The following is a 16,957-nucleotide window of genomic DNA, read 5'->3' on the forward strand; positions in this document are numbered from 1 at the left end:
TCAGTCCTTCTTCTGCGCCTCCGCGAGGCTTTCGCCGAGAATGGCCACGCCCTCGTCGATGACGTCCTTCGTCACATTGAGTGGAGTCGCCATGCGCATGCCGTTGCCCTTGACCCCGCAGGAGAGCGTGAGCATGTGACGATGAAGGGCCTCGGACCGGGTGGTCTCCACGAGATCCCCTCCGGTTCGCCCGTCCGAGTGGTCGAGCTCGATGGCGACCATGAGCCCCACGCCGCGGACGTCGGCGATGATCGGGTACTTGCTCTGCAGCTTCCGAAGTTCGGATTTCAGATACGCGCCCTGCTCATTGACGTTGTCGAGGATGTGCCCCTCGGCGAACTCGTCCAGCACCGCGAGCCCGGCCGCCCCCATGACGGGGTTGCCTCCGAAGGTGCCGCCGTGCATGCCCGGATGCCATTCGGCCATGATCTTCTCGGTGCTGACCACCGCGCTGGCGGGGATTCCGCCTGCGATGGCCTTGCCGAGCGTCATGATGTCGGGGATGACTCCGGAATGCTCCGAGGCGAACATCTTCCCCGTGCGCCCGTATCCGGCCTGGATCTCATCGAAGACGAGGAGGATGCCCGTCTCGTCGCAGATCTTCCGTAGACCCTGAAGGAACGAGGCCGGGGGCACGACGTATCCGCCTTCGCCCTGCACGGGTTCGACGAGGATGGCCGCCGTGTCAGCCGGAGCGCTAATGAAGTCGAGGATGCGCCGAACGTCCTGAAGGCACCAGGAGCTCCTCTGCTCGGCGTCATAGCCGGCTGGGCACTGGTCCACCGACGGGTAGGTCGCGAAGTGGATCCCGCCGACAAGCGGCTCGGTGAGATGCCGGTACTTGGAGTTCGACGCGGTCACGGAAAGGGCCCCCATCGTCCTGCCATGGAAGGATCCCTTGAAGGCGATGATGCCCGGACGCCCGGTGTAGGCTCGGGCGAGCTTCATGGCGCCGTCGGTGGCTTCGGCGCCACCGTTCGAGAAGAAGATGGAACCCAGATCGCCCGGGGCCAGCTCGGCGATACGTCGAGCGAGCTCAAGCGTGCTGGGATAGTTCACCATGTTGAAGGAGGCCGTGATGAGCCTGGACACCTGATCGGTCACGGCCCTGACGACTCGAGGATTGCTGTGGCCCAGAGCGTTGACGGCAATCCCCTGGACCCAGTCGAGATAGCGCACTCCATCAACCGTCCAGATGTAGCTTCCCTCGCCGTGGTCGATGACGAGATCAGTCGTCTTGGCGAGAGCCGGTGACAGATACCGCCGATAATCCTCGAACTTGATCGTCATTCTTTCTCCTTGTCTCATCGGATTCATCGCATGGGCACCGTCCGCGTCAAGGGAGATTCCATGCATCGATCCCGTGTTTTCAGAACTGCGGTTGCCCCACAATGTAAATCGGCGCGGCAAGCGACTCAATGGACGAAATGTCCATGTAAATTCCGATTCATGGACCGGAAATGGCATGGATAACATACTGGTTACATGTCACTTACCGTCGATGAACTTCTGCGGACAGCACCCTTGAGGCTTCGTCTGCTGACGTCACCGGATGACAGACTTCTCCAGCGCCATATCGTCTGGGCTCATCAGAGCGAAATCCTCGACTCCCGGGAGTTTTCCGAACCCGGAGAGATTCTCCTGACTGTCGGACTCAAGCTCCCCGCCGAGCCATTGAATGCACCGGGGAGGAAACGACGAGACTACGCGGATCTCTGCGATGCCTATATGCGCGGGATGAACGAGGCGGGGGTTGTCGCCTGCGGTTTCGGCACGGGCATCAAGCACAGAACCGTTCCTGAGGCCCTGGTCCGCGCCGCCTGGAACAACCAGGTCCCGCTTTTCGAGATTCCTCTTGAAATCCCCTTCCAGAACATCGAGCGCATGGTCTCCGAGGCGCTGGCCCGCGACGAGTACATCGAATTCCACCGCATGCTGATCATCCAACGGTCCCACATCACCACAGCGAATTCACAGGATCCCGTTCCTGCTCTTCTGAAGGCCTCGTCCGAAAGCTTCGGGGGATGGCAGGCGCTTCTCACCACCGCTGGAACGGTGGTGAGGACGTCACCTCATGCCCCGCAGGAGATGTGCAGGAACATCGGTCTCGAGTTCATCGAACGACGCGAGACGACGAGAAGAGGGAAACCACCGCGAACCATCGACGTCACTCACGGGACTCTGAGCTGTCACGGCTGCGAGATCACCGATGACTCCGGTGAATGCATCGGGCTGCTCATCTCCGGCTCGCACCGACGTGACGACGTCTCCATACGTCTGCTGAGGACCGGGTCGGATCTGAACGCGGATATTCTTTCCGCCGTCCTTGGGCAGCGACGGATTCTGCAGAAGCGGATGAACCTTCTGCGAACGGGCCTGATTCGACACGCGATGCTGGGACAGGTCGATATAGTCAGGGACATCTGCACCGAGCTGTGGGGGAAATATCCCAGGGAACCGTTGGAGGTATGGTTCCTACCCCTTCCCCATTCGTCTTCCGATGGCATGCCATCAGCAACGGACACGCACGATTCGGTCTCACGGGTCATCAATCTGCTCACCACGGAGGCGCTCGTCTCCATGCCTGAACAGAGCGGGACGGTTCTGTTCGGAGCATATGGCCCGGGACTGTGGATCGTCGGATCGGAGCTGAACCACGAATCCATCACGAACACCATCGACAAGGCCTCTCCGGACATCACTCCGGATTTCGGAGTATCGGTCCCCCATGACTGGACCGACCTCCAGTTCGGCTTCACCGAGGCGCACACGGCTGCACGACTCAAACGGCTCTCGGCCTCTCGTCCCGGACCGTCCCGGCGCCGAATCAGGGCGGAACGCGGAGGGGCCGAGTCATCCCGCGAAAGGCTTTCCGTTCTCAGCCAGATCGATCTCGTCGACCAGGACATGGCCGACGCCTACTCGCACGAACTTCTGGCTCCCCTTCTCAATACGCCGCGATCCGGCGGCCGCACACAGCGCATACTCCTTGCGACTCTGCAGGCGCTGGTCAACTGTTCCTTCAACGTGACGAAATGCGCCGACCAGCTCCATGTCCATCGCCACACCGTCGAGAATCGCATGGCACGCCTTCAGGAGCTTCTGGGGGTCGACCTCTCCGATGTGGCAGACACATCGAAAATCTGGTTCGCCATCAATGCGCTCAACAGAAGGCAGGCGCGGCAGCGGTCCACATTCCATATGCCGGAGACGCCACACGAGACACGCTTATATGACACCAACTGATGTGACCGTGATTCCTTCCTTGAAAGGAGCCCTATGACTGCCAGCGTGCTGGACATGTTCAGCATCGGCGTGGGGCCCAGCTCCTCGCATACGGTGGGGCCCATGCGTGCGGCCCGCGCCTTCGTCCACGACTTCGAAGGCTCGGGTCTTCTGCCCCGCACGCACCGGCTTCAGGCCACGCTGTACGGGTCCCTGGCACTGACGGGCATGGGTCATGGAACCGACCGGTCCGTGCTCGCCGGCTGGGAGGGGCATGACCCCGAGGACGTCGACACCGACTATCTGCGTACCGTGCGGCGGGAGAGATCCCGCCAGGGCTGCATCCTCGTGGACGGGCGAAGGCTCGCCTATGACGACTCGGCGGATCTCGTCGCCGACGATTGGCACAGGCTCGCCGCGCATCCCAACGGCATGCGCTTCCGCGCCCTCGACGAGTCGGGGCGGACGCTGCTCGAGCAGGTGTGGTATTCGATCGGCGGGGGATTCATTCGCCGGGGACGCATGGACGACCCGGTCATCGGCATGCACGAGCGCCGGGCACCGGCCGTCGTACCCAGCTCATCCCCCGCCGAGGCCACGCCCACCACGGGCTCCACAGCCTCGGACGCCGCCGACTCCAGCCTCGGATTCGCCATCGACGCCCCCTATCCCTTCTCGTCCTGCGACGAACTCATGGCCATCTGCGACAGAACGGGTCTCCGCGTCAGCGACGTGATGCTGGCCGACGAGTCGGCACTGCGCCCCGCGGCCGAGACCCGACGCGAGCTGCTGCGACGGGCGCGGGTGATGTCGGCCTGCATCGACAGGGGCTGCCATGCCAGCGACGCGCTTCTGCCTGGAGGGTTGGAGGTCCGCAGACGGGCACCCGCCATCCTGCGGCTGCTCATGTGGAACCCGCTGGCGAAACCCGCCGCCGACCTTCCCCCGGAGGCGGAGAACGATCCGCCGAACCACGCCTCCCACAACACCGGTACGGATATGCCCGCGGAGACGAGCGCCAGTCCCGGTACGGACGCGCAGCGACGCGAACGACACGTCGGGCGGGGAGACACCGCCGCCTTCGAGCGTTCCGAGACCACGTGGATCGACCTGTTCGCCATGGCCGTCAGCGAGGAGAACGCGGGCGGCGGACGCATCGTCACCGCGCCGACGAACGGCTCCGCCGGCATCATCCCCGCCGTCCTCGAGTACTACCGGCGCTTCGTGCCGGGCGCGGACGACGAAGGGATCGTCCGCTTCCTGCTCACCGCAGGCGCCATCGGCTACCTGTTCCGCCGCAACGCCTCCATCGCCGGCGCCGAGGTCGGCTGCCAGGGCGAGGTGGGATCAGCCTGCTCGATGGCCGCCGCAGGGCTGTGCGAGGTGCTGGGGGGAACACCCGAGCAGGTGGAGAACGCGGCCGAGATCGGCATCGAGCACCATCTGGGCCTCACCTGCGATCCGGTGGGAGGCCTCGTGCAGATCCCCTGCATCGAACGCAACGCGGTGGCCGCGAACACCGCCGTCAACGCCGCTCGCATCGCGCTGCTCGGCGACGGCACCCACCGGGTGAGCCTCGACCAGGCCATCCGCACCATGAAGCAGACCGGCGACGACATGATGAGCAAATACAAGGAGACCTCGCAGGGCGGCCTCGCCGTCAACGTCGTCGAATGCTAGGAGGCTACGGTTATCGGTGACGCACCGCAGGAGAACTCACGGTACGCTGGTGCTGCCTTCCCGTATGGCGGGCACGTCTCATGCGACCGCGACCTTCCTCTGAGCCCCCTGTCTCAGTCGGCCGAGGCCAGCGCCTCAACGACCCGACTCTCCTCCGCCACCTTCCGTGTGAAGCAGACCATGCGCTCGAGGCCTTCGGCGACCTCCTCCTCACGGCCGACGAAGGAGAGCCGCACATGCCCCTCGCCGTGCGGGCCGAAGCCGTAGCCGGGGACGACGACCACGCCCGCCTCCTTGAGCAGCCGCATGGCGAAGTCCCGTGAGTCCAGCCCCGTGCCGCGAATGCTGGGGAACGCGTAGAACGCGCCTTCGATGGAGTCGCATTCCACGCCGGGCATGCGGGCGATGGCGGCGAAGATCAGGTCGCGGTTGCGGGCGTACTGGGCGCGCATGGAGTCGATGAGCCCGTCGGAGTCGGCGAGCGCGGCCACTCCCCCGTACTGCGCGGGCGTGGCGACGCAGGAGACAACGTCCTCCTGGATGGTGCGCATGGCGGCGATGACCTGCTCCGGTCCGTAGGCGTAGCCGAGGCGGATGCCTGTCATGGCGTTGGTCTTGGAGAAGCTGTCGACGACGATGGTGCGGTCGCGCATGTCCTCGTTCACGGCGGCTATGGAGAGGAATCCGACGTCACCGTAGAGGAAGCGGCGGTACACCTCGTCGCTGACGACCCACAGGTCGTGGCGCCGGGCGACATCGGCGATGCGCGCCAGCTCCGCGGGCGGGATCACCGCCCCGGTGGGATTGGACGGGGAGTTGAGCAGCAGCACGCGCGTGTTCGGGCGGACGGCGGCCTCGATGTCCTCGGCCGTGGCGCGGAAGCCACGGTCCTCGCGCAGAACGTAGGTCTGGACCTCACCGCCGAGCACGGTGATCTGATTGAGGTAGTTGGGGAAGCCGGGGTCGGGGAGCAGGACGCCGTCGCCGGGGCTGACGATCGTGCGGAAGGCGAGGAACAGCGCCTCGATGGCGCCCGTGGTGACGATGACCTCGCGCGCGGGGTCGTATTCCAGGGCGCGCGAGCTGCGGGCCAGGTCGCACAGCCCTCGGCACAGCTCGGGGATCCCTGCGTTGGACGTGTAATGCGTGCGCCCCTCGCGCAGCGCGGACACCATCGCCTCGATGACGGGCCTGGACGGCGTGCGCCCCGGCTCCCCCACGGCGAAGGAGATGAGGTCGTCGCGCTCCAGGGCGTAGGTGAACATCTCGCGGATGACGGAACCCCCGTCGGGGACCAGACTGGACAGACGCGGCATGACTCTCCCTCCGTGATGCGGCACAACGTATCACCGGCGGAAAAGCGGACGGTTTCGGTGGGGTTACCGATCAAGTAGATAAGGATGCGAAGCACAGAAAAGAGCATAGAAAGCGGTGGACGGCCCGTGCCGATGCGGAGCGTCAGCTAGGTCGTCCACCGCCTCATGGGCCCTCAGCCTTTCGCGACCCGCCCGCGGGCGGAGGCGACGCTGAGCACGTAATAGGTGAGCGCGGCGACGAGGATCCCGCCAAGCCAGGAGAGGTCGACCCCGCCCATCGCCGCGGCGACCGGGCCCTGGAGCAGGCTTCCGTAGCTTGTCGCCCAGCACGCGGCGAGCCCCAGCACGAAGGCGGCAAGCGCCTGCCATCGCACGAGCGGGACGCCATGGTCCTTGAGGACCCCGGAGAAGTCCTCGCGCTTCGGCTCGAGCACGAAGAAGTGGACCATCATGATCCCGCCCCACACCGACGTCCAGCCGGCCACCGAGGACAGCCATCCGTCGAGCGTGTCGCCGATGTCGGTGAGCGTGAGGAACAGGCACACCCCCAGCCAGGCGAGGACCCCGACGAGAACGTTGATGACCCGGCGGTTGACCTTGATGTCGAGGGACTGCACAGCCAGCGTGAAGCTGTAGATGTTGAGGATGTTCGTGGCGATCGGGCCGTGGATGACGAGCAGAAGCACCGGGATGGCGAGCGCCCCGAAGTTGTCGACGATGAGCTGGCCGGGGTCGATGCTTCCCGACTTCGTGGCCAGGGTGGCGCCAAGAAGGCCGAGCCAGCATACGGGGATGAACTGCCCCAGCGCGCTGGCGCCGAACAGCCTGCCGCGCGGGACCTTCCTGCTGACGAAGCGCGAGTAGTCGCAGGCGTAGGTGAGCCAGGTGAATCCCCATCCGATGCCGATGGCCGTCATGATCGAGGACAGGGCAGCCAGATGGTTGGTACTGCCGGTGGCCAGGGTGCCCGCGAAGTTCCAGTCAACGCCCATGAAGCCCCACGCGGCGATGGTCATCGCGAGGAGGATGGCGACCGTCGGCGGGACGGTCCAGCGTTCGAAGGTGGAGATCGCCTTGTATCCGAACAGCGAGATGACGACCTGCACGACCATCACGATGGCGCCGATGCCCGCCTTGAGCCAGAAGTGGCCGTCGATGGAGTCGACGACACCGATCTTCATGAGCAGCGCGGTCACGAGGTCGAGCACGACCCAGGTGTTCACCGCGCACCATCCGATGACGACGATGGACTGGATGGCGGAGGGCAGGTAGTTGCCCACCCGTCCGAACACCTGGCGTCCGAGCAGCATGCCCGTGAGTCCCGTGCGCTGGCCGAGAAGCACCATGAGGCCGAAGACGGACATCCCGATCAGGTTGCCCACGACGATCACCGCGAAGGTCTCCCACAGGCCCAGGCCCATCTGGATGCCCAGCGCGCCCAGCAGCCAGTTGATGGGGGCGACGTTCGCGCCGAACCACACCCAGAACTGGCCCCACAGGCTCGTCGTCCTCGCCTTCTCGGGAACCACCTGCAGATAGTCCTCGTATCCTCCCTGTGCGCTTCCCGACCGACTTTCCGCCGCGCCCAACGCCTCGGGGGCCGTTCCGCCGCCCTCCTGCGCCGTCATCGGCATCGTGCTTGCGTCCATGGGCTCCGCCCTCCCGTTCAATGTGGAATGCATGAGGATGCTCATGCCCCTCGGGCCGATCCGGCGGGGCGCGACGCCCCCCGTTCGACTCCGGCAGGGCACACTATCCACGGGCGGATTTGCGGCGCGATGAACGGATGATTAAAGAAGGAAGCCCCGGGATTGACGATCTGACCGTCCGTCTAGAGCGCTTCGTCGCGCCGTTCCCGCGTCTCCCTGACCATCCTCGCGGCCACCGTCATCAGGCTCCACGAGGAGGGGTCATGCCTCGGAACGCCAGTCATTTGCGCGATTCTGTCGAGTCGCGCGTACAGCGCCTGCCGGGAGACCCCCAGTCTGCCGCACGCCTCGGTCTTGTCCCCAAGGCTTTCCCCAAGTGCGCACAATGTGTCAAGGGCGACGTCGTCCGCCCTCTGCAGCGACCCCGCCGTCTGGGCGACGAACATCCGCATCGCCGTCGTCGAATTGGCGACGGACGCCATGCGACGGAAGGCGTAGCCGCCGGACGACACGATCCTCCCCCAGGCCGCGGGCTCGATCCGATCGACGTAACGCACCGCGGCCAGGGAATCGAGAAGGCCGCGGGCGCCCACGGCGGGCATCCCCTCGACGATGCGGAGATCGGACGTGCGCGGAAGCGCCCGGAGGCGTCGGCGGGCGACGTCGGCGAGACCGGCGAAAAGCTCGGGGTCGTCGGTGAGGAACGCGCCGACGATCTCGGTGCCCTCCAGCTCCGCGAGCAGCGAGACGTTCCGCGGGGACGCCCCCCGCAGCACGTCGAGGGCGTCGGAGGCCGTGGCGCCGTCGTTCCGCCAGCTTCGGATGCCGACGATGAACGGCAGGCAGTGGGCGCCCGCCAGAGGACCGAGCGCCCGAAGCAGGGATTCGGCGTCGGCGGCCTCCTCGTCGGAGGCGAGGACCCCGTCGCGGCTTCCCGCGAGCAGACGCATCCTCATCTTCGCCGCCACGGGAACGGACACGAAGGGCGGCAGGGCGCGGGCGAGGCTGGACTCCACGCATCGCCTCGAGTCGGCGTTGACGACCGCGATGCTCTGGGACACGACGACGTTGGCGACGAGGAACTCGTCATAGGAGACCGGCAGCACGAGGTCGCGCGCGAACCCGCCGTTACCCCCGGCCACGGGATCCCTGCCGTCGGCCTGCCCCGGATCCTCGCGGGTCCCGGCCGTTGCCATGAGCACGCCGTCGGTCCCGAGAATCAGGACATGCTCGCCGATGACGTCGGCCAGCGCGTCCGCGACGTCCTGGACCGACTGCGACCGGGAGAACCTGGCGTTGAGAGCACTGGACAGGTTGTCAACCTCCATATGCGCCAGCAGCTGCTCCCGGGTGATACGCGAGTTGATCTCCTGGCACAGGGCCACGAACGGCTGTCGACGCCGTAGTCCGATGACGGGAAGCCCCAGCTCGTCGGCGCGCGCGACCATGGCCTCGGGGACGGCGGTGAAATGGTCGAGAAGCTCGATGGCGATCCCGCTGACGTTCGCCTCCGCAAGCGAATCGACGTAGGTCTCGAGCTCCCCGGGACTGGCGTGCTCGGACAGCGCGCTTCCCTCGATGATGAGAAGTTCCCCTCCACCGAGGAACCGCGTGACGTCGTACCGCTCGTTGGTATAGGCCCAGCGGACCTCTTTGCCGATCCCCTCGCGACCGGCCGCGACGCAGGGGTCGCACCGGCGGAACACGGGTCCCTGCAGGACATCCCTGATGCTCACAGACATGACATTCCGTCCAATCGGGTCGACGACAGACACATCCACAGGTTACGTCCGGGCAATCACGGGCACGGATAGTGACGCCGAAGCCGGGGTCCGCGCCGAACCGGTCCGACGGGGAGACCCGCGGACCGCGAGGAGCGGACGGACGAGCGGGCCGAACCCAGGAATCCGTCCGCGCAAAGCCACGGCGGAGCAGGAAGGACACGCAGGAACAGATGAGCACGCAACTCTTCACCAACGCCCACATCGCCACGGGCATGCCCCACAGCACGGCGGCGACCACGGCCGTGCCGCAGGACATCCTCGTCGAGGACGGGAGGTTCGCCGAAATCGGCCCGGACCTGCCGGCCCGTCTCGAGGCACAGGGGCGGGACATGTCGTCGGCCCCCGTCACGGATCTCGGAGGACGGCTCGTCTGCCCGCCGTTCTGCGACACCCATCTGCATCTCGACTACGCCTACACCGCGCGGAAGCCGGGGGCGACGAACTCCTCCGGCACCCTGTTCGAGGGCATCCAGCGCTGGAGCGAGACGAAGTCGGATCTCAGCATCGAGGACGTGAAAAGCCGTGCGCGCACGGCCATCCGCCACGAGCTGCTCCACGGCGTGCAGTTCATCCGCTCCCATGCGGACGTCACGGACCCGAACCTCACCTCGCTCAGGGCGCTGCTGGAGCTGCGCGAGGAGCTGAAGGACGTCGTCACCATCCAGATCGTGTCGTTCCCGCAGGAGGGCATGTACTCCTATGCGGGCCCCCACGGGGAGGCCGGGGCCGACCTCGTGGAGGAGGGTCTGAGGATGGGCGCGGACTGCGTGGGAGGCATTCCGCACTTCGAGCAGTGCCGCGAGCTCGGCGAACGCTCGATGCACACCGTCGTGAAGCTGGCGACCCGGTACGGCCGTCTCATCGACGTGCACTGCGACGAGACGGACGACCCGAACTCGCGCTACGTCGAGCTGCTGTCCTCGCTCGCCTACCGCGCGGGGATCGGCGTGAGGACGACAGCCAGCCACACCTGCTCGCTGGGATCGGCGGACAACGCCTACTTCTTCCACCTGACCGAACTGCTCCAGGCCGCGCATGTGAACTTCGCGTGCGCCCCCACCGAGAACCTCTACCTGCAGGGACGGCAGGACACCTTCCCCAAGCGCCGCGGCATCACGCGCGTGAAGGAGCTCACGGAGGCGGGGATCAACGTGTCCCTCGGCCAGGACTCCATGCAGGACCCCTGGTATCCGCTGGGCAACGGCAACATGATGATCATCCTCGACTACGTCCTCCATCTGGCCCAGATGATGAGCTTCGAGGAGATCGACGACGCCCTGAAGTTCCTCACCGTCGACGGCGCCACCACCATGAACCTCGGCGATTCGTATGGTCTGGAGCCCGGCAGGCCCGCCGACTTCCTCGTCCTCGACGCCTCCTCCGTGTTCGACGCGGTCTACGAGCGCTGCGCCGTCCTGCGGTCGGTCCGCGAGGGCCGCACCCTGTTCACCAGACGCGAGACGATCGACAGCGCCTTCGACGATCTGATTCCCGAGGCGTGATCGCCCGGGGCCTCCCACTCCATCCACGCTCCGGTCGGGACGTGCGCTCCGGAACGACCTCATCACCACCTCGCCATGCATCCCACGACACGAAAGAAGACATCATGACCCTTCCCCTCCCCGCGGCGTCCGTCGGCGTCGAGACCGACGGTCGGCGGGCGACGCTCCGCAAGGTCGCCGCATCCTCGTTCCTCGGCAACTTCATCGAATGGTTCGACTACGCCTCCTACTCCTACTTCGCCACCGTGATCGCCACGGTGTTCTTCCCCTCGTCGAATCCCACGGTCTCGCTGATGGAGACCTTCGGCGTCTTCGCCCTGTCCTTCGTGCTCCGCCCTCTGGGCGCGATGTTCTGGGGGAGCCGCGGCGACCGTCGGGGTCGCAAGTCCACGCTGGCGGTCTCGATCCTGCTGATGTCCGGCGCGTCGTTCCTCATCGGATGCCTTCCCTCCTATGCGACGATCGGCATCCTCTCGCCGCTGCTGCTTCTCGTGCTGCGCATGGCCCAGGGCTTCTCCGCCTCCGGCGAGTACGCGGGGGCCGCCACGTTCCTCGGCGAGTACGCCCCGACGTCCCATCGCGGGTTCTACTGCTCGCTCATCCCGGCGTCCACGGCCGTGGGTCTGCTCGCGGGGTCGCTTTCCGCCACCCTGATGACGAGCCTGCTCTCCTCCGAGGCGCTCTCCTCGTGGGGGTGGAGGATCCCGTTCCTTCTCGCGGGCCCTCTGGGAATCATCGTGCACTACATCAGGACCCGTCTGGCGGATTCACCGGTATATCGGGACATGACCGACGCCCTGAGGAACGACGCGGAGACGGAGGGCTCCTCCGGGGCCGCCGGCGGTTCGCCGACCTCGGCGACGCCTCTGCGCGTCCTGTTCCGCGACCACCGCAGAAGCCTGGTCATCAGCTTCGGCGCCTGCATGCTCAACGCGGTCGGGTTCTACACCGTGCTCACCTATCTGCCGACGTATCTGTCGGAGGTCGTCCACATGAAAGCGGCCGAATCATCGATGATCACCACCATCTGCCTCGTCGCCTACGTGTTCATGGTCTTCGGCATGGGCCGTCTGTCCGACAGGGTCGGGCGTCGAAACGTCCTGCTCGCCGCCTGCATCGCGTTCATCGCCCTGACCATCCCCGCCTTCCTCGTGCTGAACACGAGCTCCTTCTGGGCGGTGCTGGCCGTCGAGCTGTGCCTGAGCTGCGCCCTGACAGCGAACGACGGCACCCTCTCGAGCTATCTGACCGAGACGTTCCCGACGAGCATCCGATTCAGCGGATTCGCGCTGAGCTTCAACCTCGCCAACGCCATCTTCGGAGGCACAGCGTCCTTCGTCGCCACCTGGCTGATCTGGATCACCGGATCGACGATGGCGCCGGCATACTATATGGTCGCCGTCTCCGTGATCGCGCTTATCGCGATGGTCGCCTCCCACGAGAACGCCTCGAAGGACCTGTCGTCCATCTGACGGCGCGAAACGGGCAGACCCGGAATCGCGGTCCGTGCCCGAACATCCGATCACCAATCAGCAGAGGAGTTGAAGATGAGCAATCGCCTCACCGATATGACATGGAAAGAGTTCGCCTCACGGACGGCGGACACGGTCATCGTCCCGGTGGGATCGACCGAACAGCACGGTCCGCATCTGCCGCTCGGCACCGATGCGCTAATCGCCGAGCATCTGGCTCTGGACATCGCCGATCGCATCCACGGCATCGTCGCGCCCACGCTCACGTACGGGTACAAGTCGAAGCCGCTCTCCGGAGGGGGACCGCTGTTCCCCGGAACCATCGACATGAACGGGGCGACGGTCGTGGCGATCACTCATGACCTGCTCCGCGAGCTCATCGATGACGGAGTCCGCTCGATTCTCGTCCTCAATTCGCATTTCGAGAACGAGGCGTTCATCGTCGAGGCCATCGACCTGGTGACCAGGGAGACGGAAGGCCGAGCCACCATCATGGAGACGAACTGGTGGGATCCCCTTCCGACGGACGTCATCGAGAAGGTCTTCCCGGAGGGCGGATTCCCCGGATGGGCGCTTGAGCATGCCGCGGTGACGGAGACGTCGCTGATGCTTCATTATGAGCCGGGACTCGTCCATCTGGACCGATACCGGCCCGAGCCGGACGCGCGACCCCTCGCGTACGCGCGATATCCCGTGCGCTCGTCGGACGTCCCCGCGCAGGGGGGTCTTGCCAGCCCTCTGGGATCGTCGGCCCAAAAGGGACGTCTGATCGCCCGCTCCTGCGTCGACGCCGTGGAACGCTACTGCTCCACCGAATTCCAATCGAAGGACACGTGACGGAGGACGGCGGTTTCGTTGATGGACCGGTGGCGCTCCGCGTCCTATCAACGAAACCGCCGTTCGGACGCTAGGGCCTCGGCACGGGGAAGTGGCGACCCCCGACGACGGTCCCAAGGACCCTCACGTCCCTAAGCTGATCGGGGTCCGTCAATCGCAGCGGATCGGCGTCCAGAATCGCGAAATCCGCGGACTTTCCCGGTTCGATGGAGCCCACGACATGATCGAGCTTCAGCTGGTATGCGGCGCCGAGGGTGACCGCGCGGATGCCCTCCTCTATGGTGATGCGCTCCCCCTCGCCAAGAACCCTTCCCGGAGGCGTTTTCCGCGATGCCGCGTACATGACGGAACGCAGCGGATCCATGGGAGTGACCGGACAGTCGGAATGCAGACTGATGACGACGCCCTCGTTCAGGGCCGTGCGCGCCGCGTTCATGCGCCTGGCCCGATCCGGTCCGACCGTCAGCTCCGCATGCTGGTCCCCCCAATACCAGATATGGTTCGCGAAAAGGTTCGCGCAGACGCCGAGTTCCCGCATGCGGCGGTACTGGGCGGGAGTGCTCAGCTGGGAATGGGTGATCGTGTGACGATGCCCGAATCGTGGCGCCACCTCCTGGACGCGCGAGAACACGTCGAGGAAAAGCTGCGTGGCGGCGTCCCCGTTGCAATGGACGTGGACGAGAAGACCGGCCCGATGGTAGGCGAGGAACTGGCTGAAGAAACTCATCTCATCGTTGTTCCAGATTCCCTTCTGCTAGGGTCGCGATAGTACCCGGGGTTCTGCAGACATGCCGTGTAGCCCTGGATCGAACCGTCCAGCATGAGCTTGACACCGCCGTAGTGCATCTTCTTCCCTGACCGGTTCGCGGCAAGATCCGCCACGCGACGGGCGGCCGAATCCACATCCGTCCGATGACCTCCCATGCGTCGCGGATCACCGATGAGGAACTGGGACACACGGGCCGGGAAAGCGTCGTCCTCGACCACCGAGGTCCACAGATCGACCCCTTCGTCCGTGAGAGGATCCCCGGAGAGCAGGTCCGTGACGGTCGTCACCCCGCCATTGCGGGCAAGGTCGCCGAAACTCCGGATGGACCGTTCGTCCGGCTTCATCGACGAAGTAAACCGCGCGAAAGAGAGGAACGCCCCAGCGCCTCGAATTCGAACACCTCACCGGTGAGGTTCCCCTCGGAGTCCTTCATGATTCCGGCAAGATTCAACGAGGTCATCCCGTCACGCTCAAGCGCGGCGTGATTCATCGTCACGGCGTGCATGCTCGTATGAACGACCATGATGGGCCGGCTCTTCGAGACCTTGTCGAGATCGTCCGCCGAAAGACGTCTGCCGCTGAAGTACATGGGCTCCAGACCCCAGGCGATCAGCGGGACTCCCGAGGCAAGGCCGTCCGCGGCGCTTCTGAGCGCGTCGATGATCTCATCCACCGAGGTGCAGCCCGCGCTCATCAATCCATCGGGTCTCATTCGAGGAAAAAACCGACGTACGGCCAGTTCCATACCGACCCGGCGGTGCAGTGGGCGTGCGCTTCGACGAATCCGGGAAGGATGACGTCATCCCCATATCTGTCGTCGATTCTTCCCTGATAGTCACGGACCAGTTCATCGGCATCCCCGACTGCGATGATGCGATCTCCGGAGACGGCCACGGCCTGCGCAGAACGGACCGAATCGTTCATCGTGATCACGCGATGAGCCGGGTATACAATCACTTCCATTCGAATCCCTTTCCTTTGAATTCAACCAACTACTCATTGGGCAAGGTGTGTTCCATCATCGGTTGCAATCACGCGGGCTTCATCGTGCGCGGACTCCGCGGATAGGCGATTCTTGTTCCGCGGGATCCATCCCAGCAATTCGTCCAGCGCGATCACGCATTTACGATGCGACGCGTTCAGGACAAGGAGGATGACGCATGGAATGAACGCCGACGTCGATCCTTCTCCCTCTGTGCGGGCCCTCAGAACGCGACGCAGGAAGAAGCGGGAACCCCGACGAAGGGGGAATCCGCATGAGCTACACAGGGACGACGGTCGTCAGGGTGCCGACCAGTTCGCCGTCGGCCATGCCCGCGAGGCGCTTCACGGCATCGACGAGGCGATGGACTCCTGGCCGCAGTTCACCAGACAGGCCGGGCTGTCCGCAGAGCTCATCGACGCGCTGGAGACGGACTTCCATCGCGAGGTGCTGGGGAACTAATTGGCCGCGGCAGCGTCCCTGACCAAGTCCTTGACCTGACTGATACCTTGCCTGCGTGACAAGGCGGGGAATCTTTCGCGGCAATACATCACGTCAGTCCATGCCGATTGGCCCAGACAACCCGCTCCCCTCAGGCGGCAACGCAACCTCCTATAGCTCAAGCGACCTTCCGGGCATCCTCGCTTATGAGATGACGCAGGTATTGGGACCGGCTCATGTGTTCGTCACCAGCCTTGCGATCTATTTCACGCTGCCAAGAGATGGGAACACGCACCTGCAATTTCACGGTGGACTCTCTGGCCTCCTCCGCGCGCGGTCGACCCAGCAACACGGACTCCGCTTCTTCGACGCTGGAGGACCCCGATGCCTTCATCAGCAGCGCGTCCATCTCCTTTTGTGCATCGTCCCCAACGGATTCGACCGCCTGAGACTCGTCCCAACGCCACACCTTGTCATCGTTCGTCATGATCAACTCCTTTCAGTCATGATCCCAGAACCCATCCTGTTCGGCATTGACATGGAACACCACGATCTCTCCCGAACCCGTCAGCTTCATGATGACCTCGATGCTTCTCACCAGAGGATCGCCATGCCGCAAACCGGTGAACTTGACATAGGTTTCACCCTTACGGTCATATGTCCGCTTTCGTATGATGTGTCGCGCCGCATACAGCACATCCTCGAAAGAGTACCCATGCTTATCCGCAGACGCGCTCCACTCAATTCCCCTTCTCCTCGCCATCCACTAACTGTACTACATAAACGTAGTACAGAAAACGGCTCGGGAACCGCACCGAATGACACCTCTCTGATGGCAAGAACTTCACCAAGACAAGCACTTTGCCCCAAAAACTGCAGAAGACCGAATCAACATGACTCAGACATCATCCATGGATCCCATCGTCCACGTGGGCTCGGCAGGGCAACCATCTCACCCCAACGATGTGGCGCGAAGCCGGTCCACGATCTCCTACGCGGTCAGGGAGTAGGCCCCCGAGGCGTTCCGCGGACAGTCCGGAGACCACTCACACCCTCCTCTCTGAGCAGCAGACGCATGACACCGATAATCGAGAAAGAGAATCCGATGCCGAAATCCTGAAGACCGCTTGGGGCTCTAACGGCCCTCCTGCGGAACCACGACGCTGAACCGACGGAAGGAGCACAGGGGCGAGCCCTCCAGTTCTCCGTCATCCATCACGGCGATCCTCTGTATCCTCGTGTCGTGGAACGGCGTCAGCTGGATCGAGACGTAGAGCGGCCCGTCCATCATGCACGGCAC

Annotated in this window: 16 protein-coding genes; 6 read left to right on the top strand and 10 right to left on the bottom strand. The window is 64.7% G+C overall.

All coding sequences use genetic code 11. From position 1 onward, the window contains the following. The gene (locus RWX87_RS05025; RefSeq protein ID WP_314688188.1) at window positions 1-1,290 is read right to left on the bottom strand and encodes an aspartate aminotransferase family protein; all 1,290 of its coding nucleotides are present in this window, start codon (window positions 1,288-1,290) and stop codon (window positions 1-3) included. Between the two features lie 234 nt (window positions 1,291-1,524). Between RWX87_RS05025 and RWX87_RS05030 the strand changes: the two genes are divergently transcribed. Together RWX87_RS05030 and RWX87_RS05035 are read left to right on the top strand one after the other, a co-directional pair. Further along, window positions 1,525-3,246 (top strand): PucR family transcriptional regulator, encoded by a 1,722-nt coding sequence (locus tag RWX87_RS05030; protein WP_314688190.1) that lies wholly within the window; start codon window positions 1,525-1,527, stop codon window positions 3,244-3,246. 54 nt (window positions 3,247-3,300) lie between these two features. Beyond that, window positions 3,301-4,905 carry an L-serine ammonia-lyase gene (locus RWX87_RS05035; protein WP_399552310.1) on the top strand — a complete coding sequence of 535 codons (1,605 nt, stop codon included), beginning with the start codon at window positions 3,301-3,303 and terminating at the stop codon, window positions 4,903-4,905. Window positions 4,906-5,018: 113 nt separating this feature from the next. On the opposite strand, the gene RWX87_RS05040 is transcribed toward RWX87_RS05035, so the two are convergent. From RWX87_RS05040 to RWX87_RS05050, 3 genes are all read right to left on the bottom strand, one after another. Continuing rightward, window positions 5,019-6,221: a pyridoxal phosphate-dependent aminotransferase gene (locus RWX87_RS05040; RefSeq protein ID WP_314688194.1), complete on the bottom strand. Its 1,203-nt coding sequence runs from the start codon at window positions 6,219-6,221 to the stop codon at window positions 5,019-5,021. Between the two features lie 173 nt (window positions 6,222-6,394). Beyond that, entirely contained in the window at window positions 6,395-7,870 is a 1,476-nt protein-coding gene (locus tag RWX87_RS05045; RefSeq protein ID WP_314688196.1) for a cytosine permease, read from the bottom strand. A gap of 182 nt (window positions 7,871-8,052) precedes the next feature. Beyond that, window positions 8,053-9,612 (bottom strand): PucR family transcriptional regulator ligand-binding domain-containing protein, encoded by a 1,560-nt coding sequence (locus RWX87_RS05050; RefSeq protein ID WP_314688198.1) that lies wholly within the window; start codon window positions 9,610-9,612, stop codon window positions 8,053-8,055. 212 nt (window positions 9,613-9,824) lie between these two features. On the opposite strand from RWX87_RS05050, the gene RWX87_RS05055 reads away from it, so the two are divergent. The 3 genes from RWX87_RS05055 to RWX87_RS05065 all read left to right on the top strand — a co-directional run bounded on the left by RWX87_RS05055 (window position 9,825) and on the right by RWX87_RS05065 (window position 13,465). Further along, window positions 9,825-11,156, top strand: coding sequence for an amidohydrolase family protein (locus RWX87_RS05055; RefSeq protein WP_314688200.1), 1,332 nt, complete (start codon window positions 9,825-9,827; stop codon window positions 11,154-11,156). Window positions 11,157-11,260: 104 nt separating this feature from the next. Then, window positions 11,261-12,628, top strand: a complete 1,368-nt coding sequence (locus RWX87_RS05060) for an MFS transporter (RefSeq protein ID WP_314688201.1) — start codon at window positions 11,261-11,263, stop codon at window positions 12,626-12,628. A 75-nt stretch (window positions 12,629-12,703) separates the two neighbouring features. Further along, window positions 12,704-13,465, top strand: coding sequence for a creatininase (locus tag RWX87_RS05065; RefSeq protein WP_314688203.1), 762 nt, complete (start codon window positions 12,704-12,706; stop codon window positions 13,463-13,465). A gap of 70 nt (window positions 13,466-13,535) precedes the next feature. Here the strand turns inward: RWX87_RS05065 and RWX87_RS05070 are convergent, their stop codons facing one another. From RWX87_RS05070 to RWX87_RS05085, 4 genes are read right to left on the bottom strand one after another with little or no spacing between them, the layout of a single operon-like run. Further along, a complete protein-coding gene (locus tag RWX87_RS05070) occupies window positions 13,536-14,192 on the bottom strand; it encodes an amidohydrolase family protein (protein WP_314688205.1) in 657 nt (218 codons plus the stop codon). Further along, window positions 14,189-14,521 (bottom strand): hypothetical protein, encoded by a 333-nt coding sequence (locus RWX87_RS05075; RefSeq protein WP_314688207.1) that lies wholly within the window; start codon window positions 14,519-14,521, stop codon window positions 14,189-14,191. The genes RWX87_RS05070 and RWX87_RS05075 overlap by 4 nt, the downstream gene beginning before the upstream one ends. Window positions 14,522-14,574: 53 nt before the next feature. Beyond that, on the bottom strand, window positions 14,575-14,928 hold the full coding sequence (locus RWX87_RS05080) for a hypothetical protein (RefSeq protein ID WP_314688208.1): 354 nt from the start codon (window positions 14,926-14,928) through the stop codon (window positions 14,575-14,577). Between the two features lie 14 nt (window positions 14,929-14,942). After that, window positions 14,943-15,197: an imidazolonepropionase-like domain-containing protein gene (locus tag RWX87_RS05085; protein WP_314688211.1), complete on the bottom strand. Its 255-nt coding sequence runs from the start codon at window positions 15,195-15,197 to the stop codon at window positions 14,943-14,945. A 190-nt stretch (window positions 15,198-15,387) separates the two neighbouring features. Between RWX87_RS05085 and RWX87_RS05090 the strand changes: the two genes are divergently transcribed. Further along, on the top strand, window positions 15,388-15,678 hold the full coding sequence (locus RWX87_RS05090) for a hypothetical protein (RefSeq protein ID WP_314688213.1): 291 nt from the start codon (window positions 15,388-15,390) through the stop codon (window positions 15,676-15,678). Window positions 15,679-15,835: 157 nt separating this feature from the next. Here RWX87_RS05090 and RWX87_RS05095 read toward each other — a convergent pair whose 3' ends face one another. Both RWX87_RS05095 and RWX87_RS05100 read right to left on the bottom strand, forming a co-directional pair. Further along, window positions 15,836-16,144 (bottom strand): hypothetical protein, encoded by a 309-nt coding sequence (locus tag RWX87_RS05095; protein ID WP_314688215.1) that lies wholly within the window; start codon window positions 16,142-16,144, stop codon window positions 15,836-15,838. Between the two features lie 12 nt (window positions 16,145-16,156). Beyond that, the gene (locus RWX87_RS05100) at window positions 16,157-16,354 is read right to left on the bottom strand and encodes a hypothetical protein (RefSeq protein ID WP_314688217.1); all 198 of its coding nucleotides are present in this window, start codon (window positions 16,352-16,354) and stop codon (window positions 16,157-16,159) included. Window positions 16,355-16,957: the final 603 nt, after the last annotated feature.

The sequence above is a fragment of the uncultured Bifidobacterium sp. genome, from assembly GCF_963540075.1.
Taxonomy (GTDB): domain Bacteria; phylum Actinomycetota; class Actinomycetes; order Actinomycetales; family Bifidobacteriaceae; genus Bifidobacterium.